Origin of the sequence: Nocardia ninae NBRC 108245, assembly GCF_007990755.1 — a bacterium.
GTDB lineage: Bacteria > Actinomycetota > Actinomycetes > Mycobacteriales > Mycobacteriaceae > Nocardia > Nocardia ninae.
In genome coordinates this window covers 41,988-61,873 of record NZ_BJXA01000054.1, presented here as the reverse complement: position 1 = coordinate 61,873, position 19,886 = coordinate 41,988, and the positions used below count along the sequence as shown (strand labels likewise).

The 19,886-nt window shown below is 63.9% G+C and carries 19 protein-coding genes; 9 read left to right on the top strand and 10 right to left on the bottom strand.

What is annotated here, in order from left to right; all coding sequences use genetic code 11:
- From NN4_RS30385 to NN4_RS30370, 4 genes are all read left to right on the top strand, one after another.
- Positions 1-1,078: AAA family ATPase (locus tag NN4_RS30385; RefSeq protein WP_147138714.1), on the top strand; the 1,078-nt coding region annotated here is incomplete at its 5' end.
- Between the two features lie 201 nt (positions 1,079-1,279).
- Positions 1,280-2,482, top strand: coding sequence for a DUF6004 family protein (locus NN4_RS30380; protein ID WP_147138712.1), 1,203 nt, complete (start codon positions 1,280-1,282; stop codon positions 2,480-2,482).
- Positions 2,483-2,624: 142 nt separating this feature from the next.
- Positions 2,625-3,485, top strand: a complete 861-nt coding sequence (locus tag NN4_RS30375; protein WP_147138710.1) for a class I SAM-dependent methyltransferase — start codon at positions 2,625-2,627, stop codon at positions 3,483-3,485.
- Entirely contained in the window at positions 3,485-4,123 is a 639-nt protein-coding gene (locus NN4_RS30370) for an NHL repeat-containing protein (RefSeq protein WP_147138708.1), read from the top strand. Before NN4_RS30375 ends, NN4_RS30370 begins: the two co-directional genes overlap by 1 nt.
- Here the strand turns inward: NN4_RS30370 and NN4_RS30365 are convergent.
- Positions 4,110-5,369, bottom strand: coding sequence for a DUF885 domain-containing protein (locus tag NN4_RS30365; RefSeq protein WP_222595199.1), 1,260 nt, complete (start codon positions 5,367-5,369; stop codon positions 4,110-4,112). The genes NN4_RS30370 and NN4_RS30365 overlap by 14 nt on opposite strands.
- Positions 5,366-7,078: an ABC transporter substrate-binding protein gene (locus tag NN4_RS30360; protein WP_147138706.1), complete on the bottom strand. Its 1,713-nt coding sequence runs from the start codon at positions 7,076-7,078 to the stop codon at positions 5,366-5,368. The genes NN4_RS30365 and NN4_RS30360 overlap by 4 nt, the downstream gene beginning before the upstream one ends.
- Before the next feature lie 97 nt (positions 7,079-7,175).
- Between NN4_RS30360 and NN4_RS30355 the strand changes: the two genes are divergently transcribed.
- The 4 genes from NN4_RS30355 to NN4_RS30340 all read left to right on the top strand — a co-directional run bounded on the left by NN4_RS30355 (position 7,176) and on the right by NN4_RS30340 (position 11,524).
- Positions 7,176-8,885 carry an ABC transporter substrate-binding protein gene (locus tag NN4_RS30355; protein ID WP_147138704.1) on the top strand — a complete coding sequence of 570 codons (1,710 nt, stop codon included), beginning with the start codon at positions 7,176-7,178 and terminating at the stop codon, positions 8,883-8,885.
- A 106-nt stretch (positions 8,886-8,991) separates the two neighbouring features.
- Positions 8,992-9,477 carry an SRPBCC family protein gene (locus NN4_RS30350; protein ID WP_147138702.1) on the top strand — a complete coding sequence of 162 codons (486 nt, stop codon included), beginning with the start codon at positions 8,992-8,994 and terminating at the stop codon, positions 9,475-9,477.
- Between the two features lie 138 nt (positions 9,478-9,615).
- Positions 9,616-10,146 (top strand): SRPBCC family protein, encoded by a 531-nt coding sequence (locus NN4_RS30345; RefSeq protein ID WP_222595198.1) that lies wholly within the window; start codon positions 9,616-9,618, stop codon positions 10,144-10,146.
- Positions 10,147-10,177: 31 nt separating this feature from the next.
- Positions 10,178-11,524: a cytochrome P450 gene (locus tag NN4_RS30340; protein ID WP_147138700.1), complete on the top strand. Its 1,347-nt coding sequence runs from the start codon at positions 10,178-10,180 to the stop codon at positions 11,522-11,524.
- Positions 11,525-11,586: 62 nt separating this feature from the next.
- Here NN4_RS30340 and NN4_RS30335 read toward each other — a convergent pair whose 3' ends face one another.
- Positions 11,587-12,129: an EF-hand domain-containing protein gene (locus NN4_RS30335; protein WP_147138699.1), complete on the bottom strand. Its 543-nt coding sequence runs from the start codon at positions 12,127-12,129 to the stop codon at positions 11,587-11,589.
- A 105-nt stretch (positions 12,130-12,234) separates the two neighbouring features.
- Between NN4_RS30335 and NN4_RS30330 the strand changes: the two genes are divergently transcribed.
- Positions 12,235-13,206, top strand: coding sequence for an NAD(P)/FAD-dependent oxidoreductase (locus NN4_RS30330; RefSeq protein WP_246181169.1), 972 nt, complete (start codon positions 12,235-12,237; stop codon positions 13,204-13,206).
- A 63-nt stretch (positions 13,207-13,269) separates the two neighbouring features.
- On the opposite strand, the gene NN4_RS30325 is transcribed toward NN4_RS30330, so the two are convergent.
- The 7 genes from NN4_RS30325 to NN4_RS30295 all read right to left on the bottom strand — a co-directional run bounded on the left by NN4_RS30325 (position 13,270) and on the right by NN4_RS30295 (position 19,873).
- The gene (locus tag NN4_RS30325) at positions 13,270-14,526 is read right to left on the bottom strand and encodes an MFS transporter (protein WP_147138698.1); all 1,257 of its coding nucleotides are present in this window, start codon (positions 14,524-14,526) and stop codon (positions 13,270-13,272) included.
- A gap of 40 nt (positions 14,527-14,566) precedes the next feature.
- Positions 14,567-15,391, bottom strand: a complete 825-nt coding sequence (locus tag NN4_RS30320; RefSeq protein WP_147138696.1) for an SAM-dependent methyltransferase — start codon at positions 15,389-15,391, stop codon at positions 14,567-14,569.
- A 321-nt stretch (positions 15,392-15,712) separates the two neighbouring features.
- Positions 15,713-16,150 carry an SRPBCC domain-containing protein gene (locus NN4_RS30315; RefSeq protein WP_147138693.1) on the bottom strand — a complete coding sequence of 146 codons (438 nt, stop codon included), beginning with the start codon at positions 16,148-16,150 and terminating at the stop codon, positions 15,713-15,715.
- A 307-nt stretch (positions 16,151-16,457) separates the two neighbouring features.
- Entirely contained in the window at positions 16,458-16,991 is a 534-nt protein-coding gene (locus NN4_RS30310; RefSeq protein ID WP_147138691.1) for an EF-hand domain-containing protein, read from the bottom strand.
- A gap of 235 nt (positions 16,992-17,226) precedes the next feature.
- A complete protein-coding gene (locus NN4_RS30305) occupies positions 17,227-17,601 on the bottom strand; it encodes a hypothetical protein (RefSeq protein WP_147138688.1) in 375 nt (124 codons plus the stop codon).
- Complete coding sequence (locus tag NN4_RS30300; RefSeq protein ID WP_147138686.1) at positions 17,591-18,280, bottom strand: response regulator; 690 nt, start codon at positions 18,278-18,280, stop codon at positions 17,591-17,593. The genes NN4_RS30305 and NN4_RS30300 overlap by 11 nt, the downstream gene beginning before the upstream one ends.
- A complete protein-coding gene (locus NN4_RS30295; protein WP_147138685.1) occupies positions 18,281-19,873 on the bottom strand; it encodes a sensor histidine kinase in 1,593 nt (530 codons plus the stop codon).
- Between the last annotated feature and the right edge of the window lie 13 nt (positions 19,874-19,886).

Genomic DNA, 19,886 nt, shown 5'->3' with positions numbered 1-19,886 from the left:
TGCCGAGGTCGATGATGAGCAGATCGCGGAGGTGCTGGCCAACTGGACCGGTATCCCGGTGTTCAAGCTGACCGAGGAGGAGACCACCCGTCTGCTGCGGATGGAGGATGAGCTGCACAAGCGGATCATCGGCCAGGAAGACGCGGTCAAGGCCGTGTCCAAGGCGATCCGCCGCACCCGTGCGGGGTTGAAGGATCCCAAGCGTCCGTCGGGGTCGTTCATCTTCGCCGGGCCGTCGGGTGTGGGTAAGACCGAGCTGGCCAAGTCGCTGGCGAACTTCCTCTTCGGTGACGACGACGCGCTCATCCAGATCGACATGGGCGAGTTCCACGACCGGTTCACCGCCTCACGCCTGTTCGGTGCCCCTCCCGGCTACGTCGGGTATGAGGAGGGTGGGCAGCTGACCGAGAAGGTGCGGCGTAAGCCGTTCTCGGTGGTGTTGTTCGACGAGATCGAGAAAGCGCATCAGGAGATCTACAACACCCTGCTGCAGGTGTTGGAGGACGGTCGTCTCACCGACGGCCAGGGCCGGACCGTGGACTTCAAGAACACGGTACTGATCTTCACCTCCAACCTCGGCACCTCCGATATTTCCAAGGCGGTCGGGCTGGGGTTCACCCAGTCCAACATTCAGGGTTCGAACTACGAGCGGATGAAGCTCAAGGTCAACGACGAACTGAAGAAGCATTTCCGGCCCGAGTTCCTCAACCGGATCGACGACGTCATCGTCTTCCACCAGCTGACCACCGATCAGATCGTGCAGATGGTGGATTTGATGATCGGCCGGGTCGGTGTCCAGTTGAAGAACAAGGACATGTCGATGGAGCTGTCCGAGCAAGGCAAAGCCCTGCTCGCCAAGCGTGGCTTCGACCCCGTGCTCGGTGCCCGGCCCCTGCGCCGGACCATCCAACGCGAGATCGAAGACCAACTCTCGGAGAAGATCCTCTTCGGCGAGATCGGCCCCGGCCAAACCGTCTACGTCGACGTCGAAGGCTGGGACGGTGTCGCGGATCCGGACGGTGCGGAAGCGGCGACCTTCGTATTCCGAGTCAAAAACCAGGAGAAGTCACTGACCTGATTCCGCCGGCAGCCGCCGCGCAACATGAAACGTGTTGCGCGGCTTCGGCATGCCATTTGCTGGCGCGAATTCAGCGGGATCGGAAATTAATCTTGATACTTCTCCTTTTGGTAGGGCTCGTATCATTGCCCAGATCAGTTCAAAAACATATAGTTAAAGGCATCGTTCCAACTAGTTCCACAGACGCTGGAGGTGTCTGGATTGAGCGCCATCAAAGAGACGTACGAATCACTGAACTTAGAACCGAAGCCGATCCGTCCGCATATCCTCGCCGCCGCGACCGTGGCATTCGGTGAGGATTACTACGCGGCACGGAAGGAGACGATCAACCTCTCCGGCTTCGTCCAACTCAACAAGTGGCCGATGCCCGGGTTCGAGCATCGCGTCGACGAAAGGGGTTACGCGGAGTTCGAGACCGAGCTGATCTCGGCCCCCGAGGTCGGTATCAAGGGCTACAGCTACGAACTGGACGACCGCATCCAGGTGCTGTCGAATCCGTTCCTGCCCAACACCGGTCACGTACGCCAGATCACGCCAGGCAAGAACTTCCCCGCGGAGTTCAATATTCGCCGGTTCGGCATCCTGGAGTCCAGCACGCTGCGGCTGGCACACCGCAACGTGATCGACATCTACGGTGTCGTCGACCATATCCCGCCGTTCAAGAAGCCGCTGACCGGCCCGTATCTCGGCAAGCCGCGCGGTGACGGTCCGTTCGACGTGATCGTGGGGCCAAACGTGGTCCGCGGTACCACCCTGCCCGAGGCCTGGTACCCCGCCAACGACGAAAACGAACCGGTAGGCATCACGCCGAGCATGTTCTTCATGCCCAGCGCCGGGCCGTGCATCTCCATGCTGGTCGACCCGTCGATGATCATGCAGGTGTCGTTGGAGGGCCAAGCCAAACTGGAGGTGGGCGGCAAGGAGGTGACCGTCGACCTGGCCGGCGACTACAAGCACGCGGCGGGCACGGAGATCCTGCTGTTCGGACCGGAGAAGCACGACGAGGGCTCCGGTGTGCTGGCACAGATCTCGCGCGTCGCGATCTCGGGTCACTGCGCCGAGCTCGGCGGGCGCGTGATGTTGCGGGTGAGCTTCCCGCGCGTGTCCGGTGGCACCCTCGGCGAAGGCACCGAAGACAGCCTGAGCCGCATCCGCTACCCGAGCGAGCTGCACATCGACACCGAGTTCGAGCTGGTCACCCCTGAGGTGACGCTGTACGCGACGAATCCGGTGCACGTGTTCGGCAAGCTGTCGAGCATGGAGGCCACCGGGACCGAGCTGCAGATGAACGGCACGGACACCGCGCTGGTCACCACTGCGGACGAGGTCAAGGCCAGGCTGACGGGTATCAATCTGGTCATGCGTGATTCGTTTGTCGGCGAGCACGCCGCCGTCAACGTGTAGGTGGGCTCTTCCGAGCGGTCGTCGCTTGACGCCGGCCGCTCGGGCGAGTTCCCTAGAATTATCAATAGCGAAAGCTCGGCCCTGCTGGTCCCTCACCGCGCTGTGCGGGAGGGACCAGCACCCACGACCGGAGGCAGGCATTGTGGATCCGCTGACCCTTCTCATGCACCAGGTGATGCTCTCCGACCGGCCGAGGATGAACGCTTACGATCAGGCGCTGGCGCAGGCCGTCGAGCCCGGCTCGATCGTGATCGACGTCGGCGCCGGAACTTTGGCGCTGTCGCTCCTGGCGCTGAAACACGGTGCCGAGCATGTGTACGCGATCGAGGCGGACCCGGGTGTGGCGGCGGTGGCCGAACGCATCATCGTGACCAACGACCTCAAAGATCAGCTCACCCTCGTCCAGGGTGACGCGCGCGCGGTCCGATTACCGCGCAAGGCCGACGTCATCGTCTCGGAGATGATGGGCAATCTCGGCCCGGAAGAGAACATGATGCGAGTGCTGGACAGTGTCGCTCGCAAAAACCTGAAGCCGGACGGCCGGATCATCCCGCGCGAGCTGACCACCACGCTGGCCGCGATCGAATTCGATGACGAAGGCTGGGGGATGTGGGGGCAGGATTTTCACGGCTTCCGGCTCGACGCCGTGCAGGAATTCGCCCAGCCACATGCCCAATTGCACTTCTTCCAGCGGGAACCGCGGCTGCTCAGCGCCGCCGTGCCGATCTCGGACCGCGTGACCCTGCCCATCAGCCGGCCTGGAAACCTGCACGCCATCATGGGGTTCTTCACCGCCGACCTCATCGAGGGCGTCTCCCTGTCGAATTTTCCTTCCTATCAAGGATGTAACTGGGCAGTGTGGATCTGGCCGCTGCGGCACACCCCGGTGACCGACGGTGACGCCGTCCGGGCGACGGTGCACAGACCGTCCGGCTCCGCGCAATCCCGGGTGGTCACCGACTGGCGGCTGGATTGCACCATCGCTCGGGGAGGGGAGGGGTAATGCCGATTTCTGTCGGAACAGTGCGCGACATCCCCGTGCGGGCGCTGAAGCTGTGTGGCCTGACCTGGTCGGGAGATCTGCTCTGGTTCTCCGAAGGTGTGCTCAACCAGATCATCGCGATCGACCCGGCAACGGGCGCCGTCCAACACCGAATCCCTTGCGCGGCAGTCCGTTCCGATCTCACGACGATGGGTGGTCATCTGGTCCAAGTCGTCGGTGACGACCGGGTCTTGCGCGTAATCGACCCAGCGACAGGCGATACGGTCACCGAGTTGCCCAATCCCCGTCCAGGCGAAGGGTTGTCCGGACTCGAGGCGGCCCAGCACGGGGTGTGGCTCGGCTACGAGAATCGGAAGTCGATCGATCTGCGCACGACCGACGGGCTCAAGCTGGTCGACACCATTCCCGTGCACGCGCCGCCCGCCGGCGTCACCGTCTCCGACGACTACCTCGCCTACGCCGACTACCACGGCGCCATGATCAATCTCGTCGACCTGGAAACGCGTCGCGAGGTCGCTTCGTACAATGTCGCAGGCAACCCGACCGGGCTGACCTGGGACGGCAGCCGGATCTGGTACTGCGACCACACCACCTTGCAACTACGCGCGATCATGGTGCCCGGCATCAGTGCCCAATAGCCGGTGACACTTTCGTCGCGTCCAGCTCACGCTGCAGGTCGGAGGGCAGCAACGGTTTCCGGAGCAGGCTCAGATAGCGTTCGGCGACAGGCTGATTCGCCGGTTTGTCGTCCAACCACGCGCCGACCAGCCGTGCCCCCTCGATGTAGGTGACCGTGTAGGCCCGCCACAGCGGGTCGGTCAGGAAGCTCACCATGTGCTGGGCTCGGTCGCGCGGCAGCAGCAGCCACCGCTGGAGATAGTCGGTGACGTCATCGATATCGGCGCCGCGGTCGTGCAGCATGATCGCCGCGTCCTGGCGAGCGGGCAACAGCCGCTGAAGCAGTGTCCGCACTCGCTCGACGAGCGCACCGTCGCTGGTTATCCCTTCTCCGGCAAGGATTCTCGCTGTCCATTCGCCCCACCCCGAGCCGAGGACCGCCACGTGCGCGAGTTCGGCCGTACCCTCCGAGATCAGGCACTGCGGCGTGTTCACCAGCGAGATGAGCTGTTCGCCGTGCCCGTGCTCGCGCACGAGCCCAGCCTCCTTGAGGCAATGATCGGTGTGGTGACCGGGATACGACTCGTGGGTGACGAGTATCGGCAGGGCCGCGATCGCGCGCCCGGCCTCGTCATTGAGCGCGACCTCGGAGCGAAAGCCGCCCAGATACCGGTTGAAGGCGTTCCAGGGCTTGCCGTGCACCACTTCGTAATCGACACGCTCGCCGACCGGCAAGCCGAACAGCGGTTGTGCGAGCACGCGCAGTTCGTCGGAGACAGCCTGCACGGCTCGCTGCAAGCGGTCCGGTGGAATGCGATTGCGCTCGTAGTACGCGTCGAGCCGCTCCTGCAAGCCGCCGCTGCCCGGTAACAACTCGGCGATCGCCTTGTGCGCGTTCGCATAGCACTCGGGATCGCCGATGGTGAGGTCGACGTCGAAGTACTGACGGATCTCGTCCAGGAAGGGTATGTCCGTGCCGGACAGCCGTTTTGCCACACATTCCAGCGCCGTGAGTTGCGCGGACAGATACCGCTGCCGCGCGTCGGACAGGTCCGAGTCGGCGAGTTCGGCCCGCAGCCCGGCCGCGTGCCGAGCCAACTCGGTGGGATTGGCGGGTGGTTCTTCGTCGACGCGGGCCGAGAGCCGGGGATCGCCGAACCAGCAGTCCACGAAACCGTCGATCAGTTTGCCCAGGCGCAGCCCCAACAGCAGATACTCGCGGACCACCGGCTCGTAGGACGGCAGGTCGTTATCGGGGACGCTCATTCGCCGGTATCGAGCCAGAGGTTGGACAGGTCGAACCAGCGATCGATGGTGGGCATGGCGATCGCATTGCGCACTCTGGCACCCCGGATGTGGGGGATGGTCGGTGCGTGCACCAGGATCGGCACGATGGCCGCGTCCCGCATCACCTGCAGATCCACCGCATGCCACGCCGCGTGCGCGTCGGCCGGATCGGTCGCCGAGAGCGCCTGCTCGATCATGCGGTCGACCTCGGGGTTGCTGTAGCACCCGTAGTTGCCGGTGCCGCGAACTTCGTTGGTCTGCAACATCGGTTGCAGGAAGGCACGCCCGTTGTTGCCGAACCAATCCGGTGTCCACGCCGGGGTCGACATGTCCCAGGCGCCTGCCCGTGCATTGGCCGGATCCCGGAGGAAGGGGTAGAAGTCGGCGTGCCCCAGTGCGATCAAACGCAGGGTGATGCCGATCTTCGCGAGGTCGGTGGCCAGTGCGTCGGCGACCTCGGGGTTCGCGTCCACATCGCGATGCGCGACCGTCAACGTCAGTCCGTCCGGATAACCTGCGGCGGTGAGGAGTTCACGCGCCTTCGCCGGATCGCCTCGATCGCCCGGTGTCGCATAGAGATCGAAGTCCTCGTAGCCGTAATTGCCCGGTGGAATGGCGGAGTGGGCGGGCCACATCACCGTACCGACGCTCAGCTTGTCGAAGATGTCGACCATTGTCGTTTTATCGATCGCGTAGGAGATCGCCTGGCGCACTCCGACTTTGCCCATGGCGCCGTCGGCGTTCGGGCTGACGGTGTTGAGCACGACGTAGGGATTCAACGCGTAGCCGAGGTTGTTACCCGGGTCGGTGGGATTCTCGTCGTAGGTTTCGGTGACCGGGGACGCCCAGGACAGGTCCGCGTGCCCGGCTCTGATCCGCTGCCCGACCTGCTCCGGTGTCGCCTTCTCCATGATGACCTCGACACCGTCCAGATACTGATGCCGCACCGGGTCGGTGTCCCGGCGCCACACCGGATTTCGGGCCATGCGCAGTTCCGCGCCGTGGCGGTAGTGGGTCAGCCGGTAAGGCCCCAACGACCGGACGTTTCGCCGGAACTCGGGACTGTCGGGGACGAAGTCGTCATATTCCGCGGGAGCCGGTGACGCGAACATCATCGAGATGATGTGAATGAAGTCCAGTGCAGGCCGGATCAACTCGAACACCAGGGTCCGTTCGTCGACCGCGGTGATCCCCGGGATATCGCGGGAGTTCTGGAACCGCGCCAGCTCGGCCGCCGTCGGATTCCGTTGCGGCACAGCGGCGGCGTAGTCGTCGCAGTATTCGGCTACGCCTTTGATGGTGCTGGTGTAGTAGTGGATCGCGCCGGCTCGGAGCACAGGGTTGCACATGCGCTTGAACCCACGGACGAAGTCCGCTGCGGTCACCTCGCGCGGCGGGGTGGTGTCCCACAGGACTCCTGGGCGCAGGCGGACGGTATAGGTCAGGTGGTCGCGACTGAGACCGCCGTTGTCGATCGTCGGGATCTCCAGTGCGACATCGGGTACCGGCGTCACTTGGTTCCAGTCGTTCAGATGCGCCACCGGACGATAGGTGAACAGCTGGCGGGTGAACAGTCTGATGATCTGCCCGGACAGCATGTAATAGGAGCTCGCCGGGTCGACATGGTCCATGCTTCCCGGCCCGTACAGGCGCAAGGTGCCGCCGTACCGTGGCTGATCACCGCTCATTGCCGACCTCCTGGTTCGGACCGTGCCGAAAGATCCTCTAGATCACTATATGTAATAGAAGTATACTTTGGGGCGGATGCGGAAAGGTGGTGTGGCAGTGCGGGAAACAACTACTCGAACTGCTAGCTCGACCGAGGAGCAAGCGCCCCGGCGTGGCGGCACGCTCACCCTGGTCGGGGCCGGCGACGTCGACTATCTCGACCCCGCGCTGGCGTACCACACGGCTACCCGCGGCATCGTCCGTGGCTACACGCGGCAGCTGGTCGGCTACGTCGCGAGCCGCAACCGCGCGGAAGCCGGAAAGATCGTCGCGGACCTGGCAACCGAGGTGCCGACCGTGGCGAACGGCCGGATCAGCACGGACGGCACGCAGTATCGGTTCACCCTCGCCGAAGACCTGCGGTGGAACACCCCGTGGGGCATCCGCCCGCTGGTCGCCGGCGATGTCGTCCGCGGGATCAAGCGACTGGCCCATCCACTCGCGAGCAGTCCCGGCCTGGCCTACTACCTGAGCACGATCGATGGCATGACCGAGTTCCGGGACGCGATGGCGGACGCGCCGCGCGACACCATCGCGGAAACCATGGAGCACACCGAGATTCGCGGTGTGCGCGTGCGCGGGGACCGGGAGATCTGGTTCGCCACTCGGTATCCCACCTCCGACTTCTTGAACATGCTCGCCTTGCCGTTCGCCACGCCGGCACCGGTCGAGTACCTGGATTTCGTCCCCGGCAGCCAGGAGTTCAACCGCGTTCTTGCCTCGAACGGCCCTTACCAGGTGGTGAATTACGTTCCGGGAGAACGGATCGTGCTCGAGCGGAACCCCGCATGGGAACCGAAGTCCGATAGCCTGCGGGCCGCATATGTGGACTCCATCGTCGTTCGCGAGGGGATGTCCGAGCGCGCGGCTCACGATCTGGTTGCCACCGGTGCGGCCGACATGCTGTGGGACATCCAACCGCTCACCGAGGAACTCCCGCCACTCCTGCACGGCGATGACCCACGGCTGGAGGTGTGCTCCGCCGGATTGTTCAGCCCCTATCTGGTGATCAACTTCGCCAGCCCCGTCATGGCCGGTCGGGAGGTTCGAGTCGCGCTGCAGTACGCGGTGGACAAGGCCGCGGTATCGCGCGTATGGGGCGGTCCGAGGCTGAACGACATCGCCGATCAGATCCTGCCCCCGTTGTGCACCGCGCATCGCGAGTTCCGTCCGTACGGAACAGAAGGGGGCCGCGGCGATCCGGAGCTGGCCGGAAAACTACTCGCCGATGCCGGCTACCCGGACGGGCTCACGCTGCGGTTGGTCTTCCGCGACCGCGACATCCACCCCGAGACGGCCGAGGTGGTCAAAGCGGCGCTGGCCCGGGCCGGTATCCGCGTCGAACTGGTCGGCGTCTCGATCAACGAGCTCTTCTCGGACTACTTCTCCACCTCGGTCACACAGAAGAGTTGGGACATCGCCCTTACCGGCTGGGAACCGGACTGGTACGGCAACAACGCCAGAACATATCTGCAACCCCTGTTCGACAGCCGGGGTGTGGTCGAGCACGGTGACTGGGGTTCCAACTTCGGCCGCTATCGCAGTGCGAAGGTCAACGAGTTGCTCGGCGCCGCACTCACTTCGGCCGACGAAGCACGAGCCGGTGAACTCTTCCGCCGGATGGAGGCCGAGGTGCTGCACGACGCCGCCGTGGTGCCCATCCTCTTCGCACACCAGTACTGGTTCCACGCAACGACCGTGCGGAACTGGCTGCCTTATCCGGTGCTCAACGGCGATCCGACCAACCTGTGGCTCGACGGAAAGTGAGTCCTCACATGCTCGAATGACGCACGACGACACCCATCCACCGTTACGGTGAATCCGAACCACTACCGAAAGAGTTATCGAATCCCTTCACCGAACAGGAGACACCATGGTTGCGCCGCAGCCGATCCAACCCCCGTCCGTTGACCTCGGCATGCTCATCCGCCGTTCGCCGCACGACGTCTTCGAGGCCCTCGCCGACCCCTCGATCACGTCCAAATTCTGGTACACGAAGAGCAGTGGCCGGATGGCAGAGGGTGCCGAACTCACCTGGGAATGGGAGATGTACGGCGTGGCGCGCACGATTCGGGTTCAGAAGTTCGACCCGGACAGCAGTATCCAATTCACTTGGGACAACTACAATCCCGACGAGCCGACCACCGTCGAGTTCTCGTTCACGCCGTATGAGAACGACTCCACGTATCTGCATATCACCGAGAGCGGGTACGGCGGCGATCTGCAAGCCCAGATCGACGGCGTCCGGGATTCGACGGCCGGATTCGCCTACCTGGTCGCCAGTTTGAAAGCGGCCCTCGAGCACGACGTCACCCTCCGGCTGGTGCTGGACGAGAACCCACCGAACCTGCGGCGGTAATTCGCAGGCGAGGTAGTACGGGTAGCGGGTGACGTCGTGATGCGGTTGCGACCGTGGTGCCGGGGCCAATTCGACTCGGGGCCGGGCAGCCGACCACGATCAGCTATAGCAGCATCGAAGTCCAGAAGGATGAGCACCATGGAATTCACCTACACGACACGCATTGCGACGACACCCGCGCAGCTCTGGGCAGCATTGACCGAACCGGAATTCACCCGCCGATATTGGTTCGGCGTCGGAATGCAATCCGATTGGCGAGTGGGTTCGCCGGTGAAATGGCAGAACATGCCGGAGGAGGAATTCCAGGATCTGGGCCAGGTCGTGCTGGCAGCGGACCCGCCTCGGCTGCTTTCCTACAGCTGGCACCTTCTGCAACCCGCGCACGCCCAACTCTTCGGCTGGACGGACGAGGAATTCGCGAAGTACGCCAAGGAACCGCGCACCAAGGTCACCTTCGAACTCGAACCCGACGGTGACGGCAAGGTTCGGCTGACGGTGACCCACGACGGCTTCGAGCCCGGCAGCGTCATGTATCGGGCGATCAGCGGCCAACTCGAAGGCAGCGGTGGCTGGCCGGGGCTGATGAACAATCTCAAGGCTCTGCTGGAAACCGGAACGGTTCTCGCCACCGTGCCATCGGCCGCCCATACCGCGCGCGGCGACGAATAGCTCGCGGCCCGATTCAGAAAGTGGCGAACCGATGACCACTATTGCTCGACAGCCGGCGATCACGCCCGGCGGCATGCCGCTACTCGGCCACGGGCTCGAGATGAAGCGACGTCCAGGCGAATTGCTGCTCTCTTTGCAGTCCGGCGATCCGGTGACCATGATCCGGCTCGGCCGCAGGCCGATGTACGTGATCAACGACGCCGACCTGATGCGGCAGGTCATGCGCGCACCGGAGATATTCGCCAGGGGCGGCCCGATCACCGAACGGTTCCGCGTGATGTTCGGTAACGGCCTCGGGATCTCGGACGGCGATTTCCATCGGCGCCAGCGCCGCCTGCTGCAGCCGGCCTTCCACCGTAAGCGGATCGTCCATTACTCCTCGCTGATCAGCGGAATAACCGTGGCGACGATGGAAGCCTGGTCCGAGGGTGACACCCTTCGGGTCGAGCGCGAGATGGACGAACTCGCCCTGGCCAATGTGACCCAGGTGATCTTCGCACCGGGTACCGCGCTGGACCAGCGTCGATTCATGGACGCCACCGGAGCCGTGCTCGGCGGACTCTTCCGGAAGATGACCGACACCACCGGCCTGCTGACGAAGCTGCCGACCCCGGCGAATCGCCGATATCGGGAGTCGGAGGAGTATCTGCGGCGGACCATTCACGAGACGATCCGGGCGGGCCGGGCCGACGGCGTCGACCGCGGCGATCTCTTGTCGATGATGCTGCTCGCCCGCGACGACGACGGCACGCCGAGCATGAGCGATCAGCAGATACACGACGAGGTGCTGACCTTCTTCATCGCGGGCAGCAACACCATCAGCAATACCCTGGCGTGGGCCTTCCATGAGATCGCCACCCATCCGGAGGTCGAGCGGCGGCTGCACGAGGAAGTGGACCGGGTGCTCGCCGGTCGGGCCGCCGAATACGACGATGTCGCTCAGCTGGAATACACCCGCCGGGTGCTCACCGAAACGCTGCGCCTGCGCACCCAGGGCTTCTTCCAGACCAGAACGACGACGCGGGACACCGAACTCGGCGGCTACCGCATACCGGCCGACGAGGTGGTGCTCTACAGCTTCTACGCGCTCAACCACAATCCCGAGATCTTTGCCGACCCGAAGGTATTCGATCCCGATCGCTGGTTGCCGGAGCGCGTGACCGGCGCCCAGCGCAACGCGTTCATGCCGTTCGGGGCCGGCGTCCACGGCTGTATCGGTGAGTCGTTCTCCTGGGCCGAGTTGATTATCGTGCTCGCGACGATCGCCGCGCGTTGGCGGCTGGTCTCCGTGCCGGGACATCAGCCCAAGCCGAAACCGGCTGTCACGATGCCGGTGGACGCGCTGCCGATGACGGTGCACCGCAGGGGCGTCGCCTAGGCCTGACGGAGAAGTCCGGCCGGAATGCTCATCCGGCCGGACTTCTCCGTAAAACCTGGCGGCTACAGCTCGCCGGCAATGTGATTTCCCCGCGCGGCCGGATCGTCGCTCAAATAGAATTCTCTGGAAGCCTCGACGTATTCATCCGTGGTGACGTAACCGTCACCGTCGGCATCCAATAGGGAGAATACTTTGTTCGTCTCCTGCTCGGACATTCCGCCTTTGAGCTGAGCCGCCATCATTTCCGGCATGGAAATTCGCCCGTCCTGATCCTTGTCTGCGGCCGCGAACACCGCCATGCTGAACGGTATCGCCGACGATTCGACGAATTTCCGGAATTCCGGATGGTCGCCCCACGCCAGCCATTCGTCGACGGTTACCTTCTTTATGCCGTCGGCGTCCACCGACCCCGGCATATCCCGGAACATTCGATGGGCTTGTCGATGAATTCGGTTCCACTCCGCCGATCGGGGTGGGAGATCGTATGTGTCGCACCACATCTGGGCCAGCGCCGTGACATCCAGTTCGTCCATGACGCCGTCCTGGTCGACATCGTATGCGCCGAACAACTTTCGGAGTTTACTTATTCTCAGTGCACTGGTCATCGCGTTATCTCCGTGTATTCGAACCGGATGCTGGAGTGCTGCCGATACTCGATCAGCTACCAAATGCTATCATCTTATATATCTATCTGACTACAGGAGGCTGGAGTGACGATCCCAGAGTCCGGAAATCGCTGCGATGTAGTGATCGTCGGCGGTGGCGCGGCGGGCTTGAGCGCCGCGCTGATGCTCGCCCGTGCGCGATACACGGTGGTTGTCGTGGACAGCGGCGAGCCGCGCAACGCCACCGCCACGCACATGCACGGGTTCCTGACTCGGGACGGCATGCCGCCGGGGGACTTACTGGTAGCGGGCCGCGCCGAGGTACGGCAGTACGGCGTCGAGTTCGTCACCGGCGTGGCGACGGCGGTGTCGGCGTCGGGCGAGGGTGTCAGGGTGGAGGTCGTCGATTCCGGGACCATTCACGGACGCCGCCTCCTCGTCGCGACCGGCCTCACCGATGATCTGCCCGAGCTCCCTGGACTCGCCGAGCGGTGGGGTCGGGATGTGCTGAACTGTCCCTTCTGCCACGGCTGGGAGGTACGCGACCAGATCATCGGCGTGCTGTCCACGACGCCGATGTCCATGCACCAGGCCATGCTGTTCCGGCAGTGGTCGGCGCAGCTCCGTTTCCTGCCGCACACCGGGCCGACGCTGACCGACAGCGAGGTCGAGGAGCTCACCGCTCGCGATATCGCGATCATCCCCGGCGAGGTGGCGGCGCTACAGATCGCCAATGATCGCTTGACCGGTGTTCGGATGCGTACCGGTGAGGTCGTCGAGCTGCAGGCGCTCGTGTGCGGGCCGCGATTCTCCGCGCGCGGTGACCTGCTCGCGCCGCTCGGGCTGACCCCGACCGCGCACCCGAGCGGGATCGGCGACTACATCGCCACCGACGCCACCGGCCGCACCGCGGTGCCGGGCGTCTGGGCTGCGGGTAACGTCGCCGATCCGGCCAAGCAGCTGATCGGCGCCGCGGCGATGGGTGCCGAGGTCGCGGCCGCGATGATCGACGATCTGATCTCGGAAGAGGTACGCGGCGCCGTCGACGCCCGGCGGGCAGCCTCCGGCTCGCGGTAGCAGCAGACTCCGTAGCCGGCAGGCCCGGCGCCGGCGGCTTCAGCCACCGGCGCCGAGCTGTGCTCACGGAGCCGGTGCGAACGCCCGCCGACGCTCGATAACGACGGAAACGAGGGCGGTGGCCAGCGCGAGCAGCGCGATGATCACGCCGACCCAGATGACATCGGCGATATCCGCGCGAGAAATAACGACGCCGCCGATCGCCGGACCGATCGCGTTGCCGATATTGAAGGCGGACATGACAATTGCGACGGCAAGGGTCGGCGCCGCCACCGCGAAACCGATCACGCGCGAGCTGAGCGCGGCGGTCATCGAGAACGCGCACACGCCGAGGATGGTGATAGCGGCGGCCGCCGCGATCCCGTGGTGCACGACGGCCCGCAGCACCAGCAGCATGACGATCATCGCCACCAGACTGCCGAGGACGTTCTTCATGGCGTTCAACTGTGCCAGCCGGCCACCGACGGTGTTGCCGACGAACAACCCGATACCGAACAAGAACAGCACGATCGGCACCTGGTGCACGCTGATGCCGCTGGCCTCGATGAGTAGCGGCTGGACGTAGGCGTACACGCTGAACAGGGCTGTCTCGAACAGCACGATGGTGGCGAGGGCGACGAAGACCCGAGCCTGGACCAGTGACCGCAGTTCGCGGGCGACCAGCGTGCCCAGCCCGACCGCGGGGCCGTGGTCGCGCGGCAACCTGGGCACGAACAATGCGACGAGTACGGCGCCGATGGCGCTCAGCACGCCGATCAGCACGAAGATGACCTGCCAGCTGAACAGCGCGCCGACCAGGCTGCCGAGCGGTACGCCCGCCACATTCGCCAGCGTCATGCCGCCGAGGATCACCGCGATCGCCTGCGGCATCCGCCCGGGCCCGGCGAGCGCGACGGCCATCACCTGGGCCACCGTCAGCGCGGTCGCGCAGGCCATGGCCGCGATCAACCGCATCGCGAACATGAGACCGAAGACCGGGATCACCGTCAGTAGATCAGCGACGCAGAAGACGGTCACGGCGACCAGGAGCACGGTCTTGCGGTCCCGTCCGAGGGTCAGGACGGCCATCAAGGGGGCGCCGATCAGCATGCCGAGCGCGAACGCCGTGATCAGCTGGCCGACCTGGGGCACGGAGACCCCGAGTGAGCCTGCGATCTGATCGACCAGCCCGGACACGATGAATTCCGAAGTGCCCAGGGCGAATACGCTGGCGCCGAGGACGTACACGCCGATCGGTAGGCGTTTGGAGGTGCGGGGTTCCCCGGTGGTGTGATCTTCCTGCGTAGTCGCTTTGAGCAGCCGCCGTCGGATCTCGGACACGCCCGATCACACTCCTTTTCATATAGTTGTGCCTACGACCTCACGGCTTTCGGCACACGATGAGGTAGTAACCGATCTTTTCGCGACAGAGTTCGAACATTGTCGTGATGCCGGATTCGAAGTTATGGATCCGGTCTTTGCCGTAGGCCGCGACCAAGTCGGCCCGTTGTTCTGCGAATCGAGTCAAAAATGCGTCATAGAATGGGCGCGCGTTGTCGCTGCAATCGAGTTCCTCGATCACCTCGAATCCGGCCGCGACGGCCGGCGCCACGGCCGCACCCATGCTGGTCGGCGGGTCCGGCACGGTGTTCGCCCGGAGTACTTCCCGCTGGGTCGGCGTCACGTCCGCGATCAAGGGGTACTCCGAGTAGATGAATCGGCTGCCCGGCCGGAGCACTCGGAATATCTCGCCCAGCCATTTGTGTTTGTCCGGCGAGTTGGGCACCGAATCGAAGGCGATGGCGGCGTCGAACTCGTCGTTCGGAAAGGGGAGTGCGGCGGCGTCGGCCCAGGTGATGGTGATTTTTTCGGCCAGGCCGGCGCGCGCGACACTGGTGGTCGCTTCCTGGACTTCCCAGCCGCTCACCGTGATGCCGGTGACCGATATGCCGAGTCGCCCGGCCAGCTGAATGGCCGGTTCGGCCACGCCGCAACCCACATCGAGGAGATGCTGGCCGGGGTGCAGGGGTAGTCGTTCGGCGATCATCCGCGTGAGCCTGGTCATGGCTTCGAGGAATGGCGTGTCGTCCTGGTCGTCGTCCCAGTAGCCGAGGTGCAGGTTGCCGCCGACGACCTGCACCAGTTCACCGACACCGTCGTAGTACTCGCCGACCTCATCGGTTGTGTCGCTTGATTTCTCGGCCATGATGATCTCCGCGTCTCTTGCCGGACCGCTGTTCGATTGAGGCCGCAGGGTTCGGTCGACTTCCGCGAAGGAGGCCCATCCCGCCGTGTGGTGCCTACGGATTGAATACTACCGTAATCTATAGTTAGTCGTGATCTATAGCAGTGGATTGCGGCAGCGCGTGGTCGAATTCGCGTGGGGCCCTGACTGATCCGGTTGTGCACGTCTGCGTGGTGACCCGGGACGAGTCCGTATTCTCGCGGGCAAGCCGGCTGCTCGACCACGGCCTGCCGGGAAACGGGCAGGCGGCCTGCGAATCTCGTGGCGCTGGTCGGTCCGAAGCTACTCCGCGTTGGCTTTGAGGACGTCCAACTGCATTTTCCAGCCGCCCTTGTTCTCCTCGGCCCGCTTCGCCCGCTCATCGTCGGGCAGGGCCAGTGCGGCAAAGCCGCTCTCGATCACCCGCACGCGGGTACCGCCGTCGCGCTCGGCGAGCCGGAACTCCACCAGGGTGGAATTGCCGTCGCCGGGCATCGCGCCGGGGAAGGCGGACGCCCACCGATAGGAGATGTAGTCCTGCGGCTGCACGGTCTCGACCCGGACGGGGAACCGGCCGTACTTAGGGTCCTCGATCACGTCGAAATCGCCTTCGCGCCTACGACTTTGACCGGATCTGTCACCGTCGCCGACCCACCAGCCCGGTTCGGTCACCAGCTCCCACACCCGTGCGACGGGTGCATTGATGTCCACCTCGTGCTCGATCTTGTCGGCTGTGATCATCGGGAATCTCCTCTCCGGGCGGCAATACTGTGTGCGGCAGGATGTTCGCTGTGGCGATGGAGTGCAGTCCTAAGGTAGCGCGTTCGGTGCTCTGCCGACGTCGAATCGGTCTCGACGGCAGATCTGTGCTCAATGTCCTAGCGTCGGAGGGCTTTTGCGATGCCGACCGACTTCGCACGGGCGAGAACCGAGTAGGTTGTTCGTATCGTCGTGATGTCGACGGAGATAGCATGCTGCGCGGGGGCCGACGTCATGACGGGACGACAACCCCCGTGCAGGTCTCGGATCTCGTGGCCGGTGCGACCTCTTACAGATGGCCTGCCAATTGAGCCCCTGCGGCTTGGAGGTTATCGCTGCCGAAGAATTCACGAAGCGCCGCGTCGTGCTCGTCGGTAGTGATGTATCCGTCGCCGTCGCCGTCGAGCGCTTGAAACATCTTCAACGCGTCGACCTGGCTGACACCGGAGATCGACTGCAAGGTCATCCACTCGCTCAATGACACGTTGCCGTCACCGTCGGTATCGCCGAGTTCGAAGGTGAGCTGAGCAAGTGGAATCGCGACCTCGTCGACGAAACGGGGATCTTCGTGTGCGGCGATCCATTCCTCGGTGTTGATTACCTTGTCGCCGTTGGCATCCGCGTGCCCCTGCAGGTCCTGCCACAGTCGGTTGGCTCGCTTGATGGTGCTCCGCCATTTGTCGGAGCCGGGTGGAATGTGGAATGCGTCGCACCACCTGTTGATCAACGCGTCGATATCCGACTGATCGATCTTGCCGTCTCTATCGGCATCGTAGCGCTCGAAGTGCTTCGCGAATTTCTGCTGCTGGGCTTTCGTGACCATGGGATTCCCTATCTCATCCAGTCTGCCAGTGTGCGGACCTCTACTATCCCTACTTTACTGCCGGGTCGGCGGCTCTTCAAGAGGTAATTATAGTTTAGTGAAGTTAGTTCGGGCGGCGGCGTCATCGAATGTGAAGCGCGAGCATGTCCGAACGTCGCGAGGGATGAACGCGGCCGTCGGCGGTGGTCGCCAGGGCGCGCGGAGGCAGGCGTGCACGGCGCGAGGCTGCGTCTTCCTACCATCGAGCAAGCATGAAAACGACCGAAAGCACCGCCGTCACCACGCCGATCGTCAATTTCACGAATACTTCGACGAAGAATGCCTTCGTCGCTTCGCCGATGAGATGTCGCGCCGGCAAACCTACGTCCGCGGCGCGCTCGATGGCCAACGATCTGATGGTTTCGATTCGCCAGCCCAACGTCGACAACGCCACCGCCGACACGAAGGCCGCGAGTGCGCACAGCAGCAGCGATCGTTGATTCGGCGGAGCGGGAACCGATCCGTAGGCCTCGGTGAAGGCATTCGCCGCCAACGACAGCACTACGGCACTGGCCAGGTAGAAGGCGCCCGGGTGGACCGAGCCGAGGCTGGCGCTGATCTTACGAATCATCGAGTACCCTCGCCGATTCTGCCTCGAACAATTCCACTTCACGCGCCAGCTCGCCCAGTGCAACCACGCCGCACCTGGCCTTCGCCGCCGCCTCCAGTTCGATGAGTTTCTCGGCTCGCCGGGTCAATGCGGTGCGGCTGTTCGCCGTCGGGTCGCGGCGCTTGGTGCCGCTACCGCTACGGAGTTGTTCCGAGAGTTGCTGTAGTCCATTGATACGACGGCGTAATTCGGTCTGCGCGGCAAGAGAAATGGAGGCGACCTCGTTCCGGGCCATTTCCCGACGTTGCCGATCCGAGCCGGCGAGCAGGTCACTCACCGTGTCGATCAGGTCGGTGGTCCCGTAGCCCTCCCTGTCGACATCACCTTTGATCACGATGTCGCCGACGCCGTATCGGAGCAGGATATTCTTGGCGATCGCGCCTTTCAAGCGAGAGCCCGTCACCACAGCGCGTGGCAAATCGGGCCGGTTGCGAAGGATGTAGGACAAGACTTCGTAACCGGAATAGTCGTCCTCATCGGTGAGGTTGAGATCGATCAGTGCGCAGTCCACCTCGGGATGCTGGAGTTCATCGATCGCCGCATCGACCCTGGTCACGTGTCGTACCTCATGGCCACGAAGTACGCGCTGCACCGCCCGAGCAAACTTCAAATTGTCCTCGAGTAACAATACGATCGCCATCTACGCCCTCCTGCAGATAGGCAGAACGACCAGAAGAGTGGCGCCGGGCGCGCGTTCGACGTCGACTGTGATCTGGCCGCCCAGGTCTGTAACAATTTCTCGTGCTCGGGCCAGGCCGAGCCCACGACCTTCGCCTTTCTTCGAAAACCCTAGTTGGAAAACACCTGCGACATCCTCGGGCTTGATACCGGGGCCTTCATCCGACACGGCGATGGCGACGGACCTGCCGGATACCGTCGCGCTCACCCGCACGCGTCCCTTGCAGTCCATTGCTTCGATGGCGTTGTAGAGCAGATTCTCGAACAGTGCCGTGACATCGCCCTTGACGCCACGGACGAGAACGCCGGCTATGTCATCGAGATCGAGTTCGATGATGCTGTCCGGAAACTCCAGGCCGAGCCGATTTCGCAGTGCGGTCAGTACGCCGCGCACGCTGATGCGGGCCACCTTCTGGGCCCGATGAAGTTCGGCAGGCGCGCGGGCCAGCTCGGTACAGCCTTCGGTGATATCGTCGATCCACTGCTCGAGTTCGCCATCCAATTTCACGCCGCGCAGCTCTAGTTCCTCGCGTATCGCATGAACGTCGCGCAGAATCGGATCCACTGCTTTGCGTATTCGATGGGCGAAGTCACCGTTGAGTCGTAGTCGAGTCGCCTCCGCCCTCGACTCGGCAGCCTCCTCCCGCCGCCTGCGAACTTCGGCGGCGAGTCGTGCGCTCGCCAGCACGGCCGAGGACAGGACGGGTAGCGCGTCTCGCTCGAGTTGGGTGAAAGTATGCGGGGCAGGCACCCGGATCAAATGAAGTCCCAGGAACACGCCTTCGGCGTGCAGTGGAATCATGCCCACCGTGTCGAGCGGCCCTTGGTGTGTGCCGAAAAGCTGCTTGAGCAGTCGGTGTGGGCGGGACCTCGAATCATGGAGGATCGGCTTGGTACTCGATCCGAACCACTCCAGCGCGCGGCCGATGTCCAAGCCGGGTGGAACTCGCCAGCCGGTGCTCCGAAATACCTCGCTGAACTGCTCGCCCCGGCCTGCGAGCCACACACTCGATTCGGCCTGCGCATTGATCGCCTGCCGAACGAGTTCCACGCCCAAGGCGAGAGCAGAGCGCTCGTCCTCGCCGGTACCCGACAACGTCAGGGCGCCCACCAGCCGGCGCAGTTGCTCCGAGAGATCCTCTCGCGCTGCGCTTTCGCTGATATGGATCGCTTCTTCGCGGGTTCTGGTGAGCCATACCGCGTCCTCGAGGGAAACGTCTGTTACCTCGATGCCGGTCTCGGCGAGGAGATGGGAATTTGTGGACTTGTCGAAGAGTGGAAAACGAATCGTGAGTAGCAATCGCTGTGAGCCGGAGAGTACGACATCGTCTACCAGGTTCCGAACCACCGTGCCGGTTCGCACTATATTGTCGTGATCTGCTATCGCCTGGTCGCGTTCGAGCTTGTTCGTCAACAGGTTGACATAGTTCTCGCCGATGGCTTCGTCACCTGAATAGCCGTACAGACGCTCGGCACCACGAGTCCACAGCCTGATGGCGTAGTTGGCTTCGGGGCCCGCCGCCGCCCACATGGATACCGAGGGGTCGGCCGCCATCACGGTGAGGAGA

Bases quoted from the DNA above. Each gene is read 5' to 3' on its own strand.
- NN4_RS30340 (WP_147138700.1), top strand. From the start codon at position 10,178: ATGACCACTATTGCTCGACAGCCGGCGATCACGCCCGGCGGCATGCCG.
- NN4_RS30320 (WP_147138696.1), bottom strand. From the start codon at position 15,391: ATGGCCGAGAAATCAAGCGACACAACCGATGAGGTCGGCGAGTACTAC.
- NN4_RS30315 (WP_147138693.1), bottom strand. From the start codon at position 16,150: ATGATCACAGCCGACAAGATCGAGCACGAGGTGGACATCAATGCACCC.
- NN4_RS30295 (WP_147138685.1), bottom strand. From the start codon at position 19,873: ATGGCGGCCGACCCCTCGGTATCCATGTGGGCGGCGGCGGGCCCCGAA.
- NN4_RS30305 (WP_147138688.1), bottom strand. From the start codon at position 17,601: ATGATTCGTAAGATCAGCGCCAGCCTCGGCTCGGTCCACCCGGGCGCC.
- NN4_RS30345 (WP_222595198.1), top strand. From the start codon at position 9,616: ATGGAATTCACCTACACGACACGCATTGCGACGACACCCGCGCAGCTC.
- NN4_RS30360 (WP_147138706.1), bottom strand. From the start codon at position 7,078: ATGAGCGGTGATCAGCCACGGTACGGCGGCACCTTGCGCCTGTACGGG.
- NN4_RS30350 (WP_147138702.1), top strand. From the start codon at position 8,992: ATGGTTGCGCCGCAGCCGATCCAACCCCCGTCCGTTGACCTCGGCATG.
- NN4_RS30310 (WP_147138691.1), bottom strand. From the start codon at position 16,991: ATGGTCACGAAAGCCCAGCAGCAGAAATTCGCGAAGCACTTCGAGCGC.
- NN4_RS30370 (WP_147138708.1), top strand. From the start codon at position 3,485: ATGCCGATTTCTGTCGGAACAGTGCGCGACATCCCCGTGCGGGCGCTG.
- NN4_RS30300 (WP_147138686.1), bottom strand. From the start codon at position 18,280: ATGGCGATCGTATTGTTACTCGAGGACAATTTGAAGTTTGCTCGGGCG.
- NN4_RS30335 (WP_147138699.1), bottom strand. From the start codon at position 12,129: ATGACCAGTGCACTGAGAATAAGTAAACTCCGAAAGTTGTTCGGCGCA.
- NN4_RS30365 (WP_222595199.1), bottom strand. From the start codon at position 5,369: ATGAGCGTCCCCGATAACGACCTGCCGTCCTACGAGCCGGTGGTCCGC.